The sequence below is a fragment of the Atlantibacter sp. MEI4A-1023 genome (genome assembly GCF_056155425.1).
The window spans coordinates 2,920,617-2,932,282 of sequence record NZ_CM149568.1; the positions used below are offsets into that span (position 1 = coordinate 2,920,617).

At 55.5% G+C, this 11,666-nt stretch carries 8 protein-coding genes; 2 read left to right on the plus strand and 6 right to left on the minus strand.

Translation table 11 applies throughout. The features are described from left to right. Positions 1-23: 23 nt before the first annotated feature. Positions 24-1,172, minus strand: coding sequence for an MFS transporter (locus tag ACVV26_RS14060; protein WP_474797745.1), 1,149 nt, complete (start codon positions 1,170-1,172; stop codon positions 24-26). A 301-nt stretch (positions 1,173-1,473) separates the two neighbouring features. On the opposite strand from ACVV26_RS14060, the gene ycaC reads away from it, so the two are divergent. Beyond that, on the plus strand, positions 1,474-2,097 hold the full coding sequence (gene ycaC / locus ACVV26_RS14065; RefSeq protein WP_474797747.1) for an isochorismate family cysteine hydrolase YcaC: 624 nt from the start codon (positions 1,474-1,476) through the stop codon (positions 2,095-2,097). 47 nt (positions 2,098-2,144) lie between these two features. Here the strand turns inward: ycaC and serS are convergent, their stop codons facing one another. From serS to lrp, 5 genes are all read right to left on the minus strand, one after another. Next, a complete protein-coding gene (gene serS / locus ACVV26_RS14070) occupies positions 2,145-3,437 on the minus strand; it encodes a serine--tRNA ligase (protein WP_474797749.1) in 1,293 nt (430 codons plus the stop codon). A 90-nt stretch (positions 3,438-3,527) separates the two neighbouring features. Beyond that, the gene (locus tag ACVV26_RS14075) at positions 3,528-4,871 is read right to left on the minus strand and encodes a replication-associated recombination protein A (RefSeq protein WP_474797751.1); all 1,344 of its coding nucleotides are present in this window, start codon (positions 4,869-4,871) and stop codon (positions 3,528-3,530) included. 8 nt (positions 4,872-4,879) lie between these two features. Further along, positions 4,880-5,491 carry an outer membrane lipoprotein periplasmic chaperone LolA gene (lolA, locus tag ACVV26_RS14080; RefSeq protein WP_474797753.1) on the minus strand — a complete coding sequence of 204 codons (612 nt, stop codon included), beginning with the start codon at positions 5,489-5,491 and terminating at the stop codon, positions 4,880-4,882. Positions 5,492-5,636: 145 nt separating this feature from the next. Then, complete coding sequence (ftsK, locus tag ACVV26_RS14085; RefSeq protein WP_474797755.1) at positions 5,637-9,428, minus strand: DNA translocase FtsK; 3,792 nt, start codon at positions 9,426-9,428, stop codon at positions 5,637-5,639. A 120-nt stretch (positions 9,429-9,548) separates the two neighbouring features. Next, positions 9,549-10,043, minus strand: coding sequence for a leucine-responsive transcriptional regulator Lrp (gene lrp / locus ACVV26_RS14090; protein WP_000228469.1), 495 nt, complete (start codon positions 10,041-10,043; stop codon positions 9,549-9,551). A 620-nt stretch (positions 10,044-10,663) separates the two neighbouring features. On the opposite strand from lrp, the gene trxB reads away from it, so the two are divergent. Continuing rightward, positions 10,664-11,632: a thioredoxin-disulfide reductase gene (trxB, locus tag ACVV26_RS14095; protein WP_312978658.1), complete on the plus strand. Its 969-nt coding sequence runs from the start codon at positions 10,664-10,666 to the stop codon at positions 11,630-11,632. The last annotated feature ends 34 nt before the right edge of the window (positions 11,633-11,666 follow it).

Below are 11,666 nucleotides of genomic sequence, written 5' to 3' on the forward strand. Positions count from 1 at the left end.
ACGCAAATCGGGGGTTTTTCATTTCAGGCATGCACCACCGGAGTCGGATGCTGGCCGGCTTTGCGCAACAGCATCAGCAAATAAACGAACGACACGCTGGCGATCATGATAAACAGCAAATTGTCAGAATACTTCTGCATCAGCATCGCGGTCAGCGTCGGGCCCAGCAGGCTGCCGATGGTATAGCTCAATAACAGCGCCTGGTTCATCGATACCAGTTGATGGTGCTCGACTTTTTCACAGGCCCAGGCCATCGCCACCGGGTAGACGGTAAAACCCGCCGCACCGAGGATAAACAGCGCGGGGGCCATCGCCGCATTGCTCAGCATCGCCAGGCAGCCGAGGATCACCACAAATACCTGCACCCGCAGCACCAGCAGCCGGCCAAAGCGGTCGGCAAGACGGCCAATCGGCCACTGCCCGACAATCCCGGCGCTAACCATCACCGCCATCCAGAAGCCAATCCCCGCGTTACTGACGCCCTGATGATTGAGATACAGCGGCATCAGGCCATACAGCGAACCGAGCACGATCCCCGAAATGATACAGCCGTTAACGCCCAGACGCGCCTGACGCAGCTTGAACATCGACCACACCGGGGTATTTTCCTGATGCTCGCTGTTCCGGTTCACGATACGGGTAAACAGCAGCGGTAAAATTGCCGCCAGCGTTAAGCCAGTCACCCACGGCAACACGTCCATCAGCTCGGTAGAAAGCTTGCTGACCAGGATCTGGCCAAGAACCGTACCGACATAGTAAATCATCATATAGGCCGCCAGCAGACGACCGCGGTTGCGCGATGTGCCGCTGCACATCAGCGCGCTTTCCACTACTACCCAAATCATTGCGCAACCGACGCCAGCAATAAACCGCCAGGTCATCCAGCTCCAGAAGCCCACCATCAGGCCCAAGCCAACGCAGCCCGCCGCAAACAGCAGAGACGCAAAATAATAGCTGCGGTTAAAACCCCAACGCTTAATTAAGCTCCCGGTCAGTAACGTTCCCAGCAGATTACCGGTGAAATAGGCGGAACTAACCACCCCAACCTGCCAGGTAGGCAGGTTTTCATGGGCGAGCCAAAGCGGCACCAGGGTGTTAAGCACCGCGATAGCCAGGGTCAACAAAAGTAGGCCACAGAGCAGAAGCAGCACTGGCCGGGTATACGTGGACATGGAATAAACCGTGAGGAAGTTCAAAATTCACGCGCATCATGCCACCGCCAAAAACAAAGTCAATCGGCTCGTTAAGCGCAAAATGGGCTTTTAACGATGTCGATATAAGTTATTCATTTAGCTTATCAATGTTTATAACGCTTTTAGAGTTATCACCTTGTTTTCATGGCTTTTTTAAAAGCCATAACAAGATAATTCAGTCGAAAAATTTCATCGAAGCCGCAGCGTCTCCGACTGCGCGATTTTTAATCTATTCTTAGTGACGATGCGCTTTTATCCCACCCTGCAAAGGTAACCACAAATGAGTAAAGCTTACGTTCGTCTCGATAAAAATGAAGCGGCTGTTTTGCTTGTCGATCATCAGGCCGGATTGCTTTCCCTCGTCCGGGATATCGAACCCGATAAATTCAAAAACAACGTTCTGGCACTCGGCGATCTCGCGAAATACTTTAATTTGCCGACTATCCTGACCACCAGCTTTGAAACCGGCCCTAACGGCCCGCTGGTGCCGGAACTGAAAGCGCAGTTTCCGGATGCGCCCTATATTGCACGTCCGGGGAATATCAACGCCTGGGATAACGAAGACTTTGTTAACGCCGTAAAGGCCACCGGAAAAAAGCAGCTGATTATTGCTGGCGTGGTGACAGAAGTGTGTGTGGCCTTTCCGGCGCTATCGGCGATTGAAGAGGGATTTGATGTATTTGTGGTGACAGACGCATCGGGAACATTCAACGAGCTGACCCGGCTTTCTGCCTGGGATCGAATGTCTCAGGCGGGGGCGCAGTTAATGACCTGGTTTGGCGTTGCCTGTGAATTGCACCGCGACTGGCGCAACGACGTGGAAGGTCTGGCGACGCTGTTTTCCAATCATATTCCTGATTATCGCAATTTAATGACCAGTTACGATTCCCTGAAAGGGAAATAAACGGCATAAAAAAGCGCCCTGAGGGCGCTTTTTATCTGGCTCGGTGATTAACCGATAAATTCCAGACCTTTCATGTACGGCTTCAGCACGTCAGGAATGGCGATACGCCCATCGGCCTGCTGATAGTTTTCCATTACCGCCACCAGGGTACGGCCAACCGCCAGACCAGAACCGTTCAGGGTATGAACCAGACGCGGTTTTTTATCGGTTTTGGTACGGCAGCGCGCCTGCATACGGCGAGCCTGGAAATCCCATACGTTAGAACAGGAAGAGATTTCGCGGTATGTATCCTGCGCTGGCACCCACACTTCCAGATCGTAGGTTTTGCATGCGCCGAAGCCCATATCGCCGGTGCACAGCAGCACTTTGCGGTACGGCAGACCCAGCAACTGGAGAACTTTCTCGGCGTGGCCGGTCATCTCTTCCAGCGCATCCATAGAGTCTTCCGGACGCACGATCTGAACCATTTCGACTTTATCGAACTGGTGCATACGGATCAGACCACGGGTATCGCGACCGTAAGAACCCGCTTCTGAACGGAAACACGGCGTATGCGCGGTCATGCGCAGCGGCAGCGATTCTTCTTCGAGGATCTCGTCACGCACCAGGTTGGTCAACGGCACTTCCGCCGTCGGGATCAGCGCATAGTTGCTGCTGTCCGCTTCTTCTTCCAGCGGACGAGTGTGGAACAGGTCGTCGGCAAATTTTGGCAACTGCCCGGTTCCGTACAGAGTGGCGTGGTTAACCAGATACGGTACATAGTTTTCGCTGTAGCCGTGCTCTTCGGTATGGAGATCTAACATAAATTGCGCGAGGGCGCGATGCAGACGCGCAATCTGGCCTTTCATCACGACAAAGCGTGAGCCGGTCAGTTTAACCGCGTTCGCAAAATCCAGTCCGCCATGCATTTCACCGAGGGTGACGTGATCGCGGATCTCGAAATCGAACTGGCGAGGCGTACCCCAGCGGCTGACTTCAACGTTATCATGCTCGTCTTTACCCACCGGTACGCTGTCGTCCGGGATGTTGGGAATAGCCAGCGCGATATCGCGAATTTCATTCAGCAACGTTTCCAGTTCGGCTTTCGCCGCATCTAACTCTTCACCCAGTTTATTCACTTCCATGCGTAGCGGCTCGATATCTTCCCCACGCGCTTTGGCCTGGCCGATGGATTTCGATCGCGAGTTACGCTCAGCCTGCAGATTTTCCGTGTTGACCTGCAAAACTTTACGACGCTCTTCAAGAGCGCGCAGCTTATCTACGTCCAGCTTAAAGCCCCGGCGTGCCAGTTTTTCTGCGACTGCGTCTGGCTCGGTACGCAGCAGATTGGGATCGAGCATGCTTATCCTGTGCTTATCGAATTGAAAGGGAGAAAGTGGCCACAGCCTGCGGCCACCTGGAGTCCTGATAACCTTACCGCAACGCCTGCATTAGCGGTAGCGTTTTGTGGGGCTTTTCTGATCCTGTTCAGTAAGCCAGGCGAGCTTTTCGCCAATTTTCCCTTCAAGACCTCTGTTTGTCGGCCGGTAATAGCGTGTTTGTGCCATTTCAGGCGGAAAATAGACTTCTCCGGCGGCGTAAGCATTGGGCTCATCATGGGCATAACGGTACTCTTCACCATAACCCATGTCTTTCATCAGCCTGGTCGGGGCGTTGCGTAAATGAACCGGAACATCATAGTCAGGGCGGTCGCGCGCATCAGATAACGCGGCTTTGAATGCGGTATAGACGGCGTTACTTTTCGGCGCGCAGGCCAGGTAGACGATCGCCTGGGCAATCGCCCTTTCCCCTTCCGCCGGGCCAACGCGGGTAAAACAGTCCCAGGCGGAAATCGCCACCTGCATGGCGCGCGGATCGGCATTGCCGACATCTTCAGAGGCAATCGCCAGACAGCGGCGCGCCACGTACAACGGATCGCCGCCTGCGGTAATGATCCGTGCATACCAGTACAGCGCAGCATCCGGCGACGAGCCGCGTACCGATTTATGCAGGGCGGAAATCAGGTCATAAAACCGGTCGCCTTTGTTATCAAACCGCGCGCTGCGTTCGCCTGCGATTTCGGTGAGCAATTCCGCCTTCAGCACCCGCTTGCTGGAATCATCCAGCTCCGCCATATCCGCCATCATCTCCAGCGTATTAAGCGCACGGCGGGCGTCGCCGTTGACCAGTTCGGCAATCGCCCGGCGCGTATCGTCCGGCAATATGATGTCCTGGCCGCCGTAACCGCGTTTCGCGTCATTCATCGCCTGGTCTAAAACCAGCTCAATATCTTCTGTCGTCAGGGATTTCAACAGGTAAACGCGGGCCCGTGATAACAGCGCCGAATTCAGTTCAAACGAGGGGTTTTCGGTGGTAGCGCCGATAAAGGTAATGGTGCCATCTTCAATATGCGGCAGAAACGCGTCCTGCTGGCTTTTATTGAAGCGGTGCACCTCATCGACAAACAGAATGGTGCGCCGTCCGGCGTTGCGATTTTGCCGGGCACGTTCAATCGCTTCGCGGATCTCTTTCACGCCTGACGTCACCGCTGATATGCGCTCAATATCCGCATTAGCGTAGCGGCCAATCACTTCGGCAAGGGTGGTTTTCCCGGTGCCTGGCGGCCCCCAGAGGATCATTGAATGCAGGTGGCCTGCTTCAATCGCGCGCGGCAGCGGTTTGCCGGGAGCCAGCAGATGCTGCTGCCCGATGTACTGCGCTAAATTTTCTGGCCGCATACGCGCGGCCAGAGGTTGAAAAGCGTTATCAGAAAAGTCGAGCGACAGGTTACCCACTCACACCTCTATTTACGTTGGTCGTCCACGGTAACGCCCTGTGGCGGTGTGAACCTAAACTTGCTCATATCAACCGCGCCGTTCTGCTGGGACTTCAGCTGGTAGCTGCTGCGCTGATCGTCTTGCTCCACGGCGCTGAACTGATGGATGGTGCCATCCGGGCTAACGTTAACCGTAAACTGCTTTAGATTACCCGCGCTGGTTTTTGGCGTCAGAATAAAATCATTGCCGCTTTGCTTGATATTGTACTGCTGCCAGTCGCTGGCCTGGTTACGGGCGATCAGCATAAATGGTGTATTACCGGTGGCGTCTTTCAGCCAGGTCGCGCTCACCTGCTCAACAAAAGGATTATAGAACCACAGCGTTTTACCATCAGAAACCAGCACACTTTCATCCGGCTGGGTCATATGCCAGTTAAACAGGTTCGGGCGTTTAACCCACAGATCGCCCTGGCCTTCCTGAACCGCAGCGCCGCTGCCGTCGGTCACTTTTTGGGTAAAGCTGGCGTGGAAGCTGCCGACTTTATCCAGACGGCTTTTTAAATCGCTCGCTGCATCCGCCCAAACCGAGCTGGTGGCGAACGCCGCAACAAGCGCGCAGGTCATTGCAATTTTTTTCATTTTTTATGATTCCTCAACATGCGCCAGGCCCGACACGGGCAACAGGTGTCGTTAACTGTAGCGCTGGCAGCCGCGATCCCGAAAGAAGAAAAAGCTGATTTTCAGCACTTTACCGATCTTTGCAGAACGGTAAAGTGCCGGTGTGTTAATCGAACGGCGGCGGAGCCAGCACTTCGCGGTTGCCGTTGTGGCCCTGCTCGCTGACGATGCCCTGCATTTCCATCTGCTCAATAATGCGCGCCGCGCGGTTGTACCCGATACGGAACTGACGCTGTACGCCGGAGATAGAGGCTTTACGTTTCTCTACCACGAACGACACCGCCTGATCGAACAGCGGATCCAGCTCTTCGCCAGCGTCCAGTCCACTGCCGCCGCCTTCGCTTTCGCTGTCAGAGGTGATGCCGTCAACATACTGTGGTCGACCACGCGCTTTCCAGTCCTGTACCACCGCATGCACTTCCTGATCACGCACAAACGCGCCGTGAACACGCACCGGGCTGGTAGAGTTGGGGCCGGAATACAGCATATCACCCATGCCCAACAGCGATTCTGCGCCACCCTGGTCAAGAATGGTGCGCGAGTCGATTTTGCTCGACACGGTAAAGGCGATACGGGTCGGGATGTTGGCCTTAATCAGACCGGTAATCACATCCACCGAAGGACGCTGAGTCGCCAGCACCAGGTGAATACCTGCTGCACGGGCTTTTTGCGCCAGACGGGCAATCAGCTCTTCGACTTTTTTACCTACCGTCATCATCAGGTCGGCAAATTCGTCTACCAGCACCACGATGTACGGCAGTTTTTCCAGTACCGGATGGGTGGCGTCCATGCTGTCGCCCGGTTTCCAGTAGGGATCCGGGATCGGGCGACCCATGCGTTCGGCTTCGAGGATTTTCTCGTTATAACCGGCGAGGTTACGCACGCCCAGTGCCGACATCAGTTTGTAGCGGCGTTCCATCTCATTGACGCTCCAGCGCAGAGCGTTGGCCGCGTCTTTCATATCGGTGACCACTTCGGTCAGTAGATGCGGAATACCTTCATAGACCGAGAGTTCCAGCATTTTTGGGTCGATCATGATAAAGCGCACTTCTTCCGGCGTGGCTTTATACAGCATGCTGAGGATCATGGCGTTGACCCCCACGGATTTACCGGAACCGGTAGTACCCGCCACCAACAGGTGAGGCATTTTCGCCAGATCGGCCACGACCGCATCGCCCGCGATATCTTTACCTAATACCACGCTCAGCGGTGACGGGTTGTCACGGAATTTAGCGTTATCCAGCACTTCTCGCAGATATACCGTCTGGCGCTTTTTGTTCGGCAGCTCCAGACCCACGTAAGGCTTGCCGGGGATCACTTCCACCACGCGCACCGCTACGGTAGAGAGCGAACGCGCCAGGTCGCGCGACAAGTTAGAGATCCGCGCCGCCTTGACGCCCGGCGCAAGGTTCAGCTCGAAACGGGTGATCACCGGGCCGGGTGAGTAGTTCACGACGTCAGCTTTGATACGGAAATCCGCCAGGCGCGCTTCAACCAGGCGCGCCATTTGCTCCAGCGCGAAGGTATCGACCGGTTCAACTTCAGCTGGCGGCGGCGTTAACAGATCAAGCGACGGTAACGGCGTTGACGGTCTCTGCAACGGACGGCTGTCGCCGTTACGCATTAATAACGGATGGATCAGGCTCTCACGCGGCGGCTCAACGGGCTGCGGCGGCTGTACTGGCGCAGCGTAAGCCGGATGCTGTTGCTGCATGGGCTGCTGCGGCTGTGCTGGCGAGGCGTAAGCCGGATGCTGTTGCTGCACGGGCTGCTGCGGCTGCGCTGGCGCGGCGTAAGCCGGATGCTGTTGCTGCATAGGCTGTTGCGGCGCGGCGTACGCCGGGTTCTGCTGATACGTCTGTTGCGGCTGAGCTACCTGAGGCTCATCCACCACCGGGCTCGGCATAAACAACGGCTCGCTTGGGCCATCATCCACCAGCGCTTTAATCGGTGAGAAATCGTCCAGTGAGAACGGCATAGCCCCGGACGGCTGTTCACCCGCATAGCGCTGCTGCTGCTGTGCGGCAAATTGACGCGACAGTTCCGCCTGTTCGTCGTCGGTATCACCCATCTCCTGCGGCAGGTCGTCTTCTTCCTGATAGCGCTGTTGTTGCTGCGCCATAAACTGACGGGCCAGTTCATCCTGCTGCTGCGCATCCGCTTCATCGTCACTAAGCGGTTGTTGCGCATGACGCGCCTGCTGTTCCGCCATTCGCTGGGAAGGCAGTTTGATGCCGTATGAGGCCAGCTCGCGGCGCGTCGGCACGCGAACGCGATTCGGGCGTGGCAATTGCGGGCCAATGCCCTCTTTCACCTGAGCGCGCGGCGCGTCGCTGGCAATGCTGAATACCGGGGTAAATGCCGCCGCAGCGGTAGCCGCCTGCGTGGCCGCCTGAACCTGTGACGCAACCGGCTTGATATCCGGCGGCGTGGCTATATCCCCTGGCATGGCCGGGGCCACAGTCGGTTTCGGTTCATTGACGGGCTGGGCCGGTTCCGGGATCGGTTGATACCATGCCGCCAGTTGCTCACGCTCGCGGGCGCGTTTTTCTTCCACCTCTTCAAAGTAATAAAGCGGCGGGCGGGTTTGCTTCACTTCCGGCTCGGCAGGTTCTTCTGGCGCAACGGCGGGCGCGGCTTCAACTGCTGGCGCGATATAAGGCGCGTCTTCAGCAGGCCATGCCTGGGCAGGTTGATAAGGCGCGTTTTGCTCCTGCGGATAAGGCTGATAAGCCGGCTGGGCGTGCATATCCACCGGCGGCGTTACCGGCGCACGATCGTAGTGCTCCGGCGCAGGCGCAATGGTCGCTTCCGGGGTTAACGTGGTCGGCGCAGGCTGCCATTCAACGACAGGGTCCTGCGGTTGCGGCGCAGCGGTGTATTGAACCGGCTGCGGCGTGGTTGCCGCAGCTGGCGCAACAGGTTGGACAGCAGCCGGTACCGCCGTCGGCACAACCGAATAACCGCTTAATAGCGGATCGTTTTCCTCTTCCGGGGCTAACGCAGTTTGCCCGGAGAACAGCACATCATCAGGGTCAAGCTCAACGCCGCCAGCGCGATAGTGAACGTCGTCGGGTTCATCCATACGCTTGCCGGAGAACAACGCTTCGTCGGTTTTACGGCCTACCGGGTTTGCGAATTTCTCGGCCAAATGTTTACGGCGCGCCAGTGCCCCACGCAGAATGCGCGCACGACGCGAGTCTTTAGCGACGATTTCTTCACTGTCGTCTTCATATTCGTCGTCTTCGTATTCGTCGTCATCCTGCCAGGTGTTATCACGGCGGGTACGGTTGGTGGCGAAGGTTAATACGCTTAACACCACGCTGCCGATTTTTTCAGCGATGCCGACCCAGGACCAGCCGGTAAACAGTGTCAGCCCTGCGGCCCAGACACACAGCAGCGCGATGGTTCCGCCGCTGCTGTTCAGCAACGGCATCATGGCAGTACTTAACAGGCTACCCAGCACCCCGCCGGAAGCGAAATACCAGATATCGTCGGCGTTAATTGCCGCCAGCCCGCAGGAAGTGAGGATCAGCGCCATTACGCCGATCAGGCGCAGCGCGACAGCGAAATAGTCGATGTAATCTTCATTAGCGCGATGTCGCCAGGCGAACCAGCATCCGCCGATCATAATGACGGGCAGCGTATAGGCCATAATGCCGAAAATAAAGAACAGGGTATCAGCCAGCCAGGCGCCGGGCGCGCCGCCTAAATTATGGATAGGCTCATGCCAGGCCGTTTGCGACCAACTGGGATCGGAAGGATTAAAACTGAGTAACGCCGCCATCAACCAGACGGCAAAAAGGGCAACAAGAATGAGCAAAGCTTCCAGGAGTCGACGACCGCTATCCAGCTTTGTCAGGGTAACATCTTTGTCTTCAGTGTATTCCTGGCTCAAGAAAGGCTCTCCAGGTTCTTAGAGCTAAAACGGACAGCAGTGCCGGGTCGCCCCGGCACTGCTGCTGTATGGATTAACAGGAGTGTAATCAAACTACAGCGACTTTGCACCTGTTCCGCATTAGCGAGTCTTAATTACCAGACGATTGCTCTGTTTCACTTCTTCCATTACCACGTAGGTACGGGTATCGTTCACACCCGGCAGACGCAGCAAGGTTTCACCAAGCAATTTACGGTACGCAGACATATCCGGCACACGCGTTTTCAACAGGTAGTCGAAATCGCCTGAAACCAGATGACACTCTTGAATTTCTTCAAGTTTTTGCACAGCGGCGTTAAATTGTTCAAACACATCCGGCGCGCCACGATTCAGAGTAATCTCAACGAAAACCAGCAGTGATGCGTCTAAATAGTGTGGGTTCAGCAGAGCGGTATAGCCCTGAATAAAACCCTGACGTTCAAGCCGGCGCACACGCTCGAGGCAAGGCGTCGGTGAAAGTCCCACTCTTTTAGAAAGCTCGACGTTGGAAATACGCCCATCCTTTTGCAGCTCATTAAGAATGTTACGATCGATGCGGTCGAGATCTTTGCCTGGGCGCTTCTTGCTATCTACCATTATTATTGTCTCTCTCTGTTCCTTCCCTACACCTGCCACTACCCGTTCAACGTCATTGTCCAGGGTCTTTTACCCGTCATACTTCACGTTGCAGATGCGTTGGCTGCGCTCGTTCATCCCAGTCACTTACTGATGTAAGCTCCTGGCGTTCTCTTACTTGCCGCCTTCCTGCAACGCGAATTATTTAGGGTATATATATTGAGAAGCCCGTTGCCGTCAGGCAGCTATCGACATCACGCATGGCGTCTGTCCACGCCATGCGTAGATTTCAATTGCCCGGTAAAATACATAAGCTGAAAAAGGTAAAAAGGGTCTACCCGCGCAAATGCTTTTTTCTTCCTCGAATGTTTTCGCAAATGCGCAGGGGATTGTCAAAGCAAAACATCGATTTTTAGTAGAACGTGCCAGATATTGATTACGGGTGGGGATTATTCCTCATTTTATCACCTTATATCGGGCAGGATTTCATTCGAATCCCTAATACTTGGCCGCGTAAATGCCCTTCGCCAGATTGCTTTAGGCTATTACACATATCGTTAACAAAATCGCTGCACTCTTTTATTAGCCCGGCAAATTCCCTACAATCCTGCCCATTGTTTGCCAACTACAATGAGGACCTCATGGGCACAGCTAAACACAGTAAGCTGCTAATTTTAGGCTCCGGCCCTGCGGGGTATACCGCTGCGGTCTACGCAGCGCGCGCGAATCTGAACCCGGTACTGATCACCGGTATGGAAAAAGGCGGTCAGCTTACCACCACTACCGAAGTGGAAAACTGGCCTGGCGACCCGCACGACCTGACCGGTCCTGCACTCATGGAACGCATGCACGAGCATGCCGCCAAATTCGAAACCGAAATTCTGTTCGATCACATTAATAAAGTTGATGTGCAGAACAAACCGTTCCGTCTGTTCGGTGATAACGGCGAGTACACCTGCGATGCGCTGATCATCGCCACCGGCGCATCGGCGCGCTATTTAGGCCTGCCGTCTGAAGAAGCATATAAAGGCCGCGGCGTTTCCGCCTGCGCCACCTGCGACGGGTTTTTCTACCGTAACCAAAAAGTCGCGGTCATCGGCGGCGGCAACACCGCAGTGGAAGAAGCACTGTACCTGGCGAACATCGCCTCTGAAGTCCATTTGATTCACCGCCGCGATAGCTTCCGCGCGGAGAAAATCCTGATCAAGCGCCTGATGGATAAAGTCGCCAGCGGCAATATCGTGCTGCACACCAACCGCACGTTGGAAGAAGTGACGGGCGATCAGATGGGCGTGAGCGGCGTGCGCCTGCGCGACACCCTGAACACCGATAACGTGGAATCTATCGATGTCGCCGGGTTGTTTGTCGCCATCGGCCACAGCCCAAACACCGGGATTTTCGAAGGCCAACTGGAACTGGAAAACGGCTATATCAAAGTTCAGTCTGGTATTCATGGCAACGCCACGCAGACCAGCGTACCGGGTGTATTCGCCGCAGGCGATGTGATGGACCACATCTATCGCCAGGCGATCACCTCCGCCGGAACCGGCTGTATGGCGGCGCTGGATGCCGAACGCTACCTGGACGGGCTGGCGGAAAACAATAAATAATTCTGTATGTTAAATAAGGCGACTGAATAAGTCG

Bases quoted from the DNA above. Each gene is read 5' to 3' on its own strand.
- ACVV26_RS14060 (WP_474797745.1), bottom strand. From the start codon at position 1,172: ATGTCCACGTATACCCGGCCAGTGCTGCTTCTGCTCTGTGGCCTACTT.
- ycaC (WP_474797747.1), top strand. From the start codon at position 1,474: ATGAGTAAAGCTTACGTTCGTCTCGATAAAAATGAAGCGGCTGTTTTG.
- serS (WP_474797749.1), bottom strand. From the start codon at position 3,437: ATGCTCGATCCCAATCTGCTGCGTACCGAGCCAGACGCAGTCGCAGAA.
- lolA (WP_474797753.1), bottom strand. From the start codon at position 5,491: ATGAAAAAAATTGCAATGACCTGCGCGCTTGTTGCGGCGTTCGCCACC.
- lrp (WP_000228469.1), bottom strand. From the start codon at position 10,043: ATGGTAGATAGCAAGAAGCGCCCAGGCAAAGATCTCGACCGCATCGAT.
- trxB (WP_312978658.1), top strand. From the start codon at position 10,664: ATGGGCACAGCTAAACACAGTAAGCTGCTAATTTTAGGCTCCGGCCCT.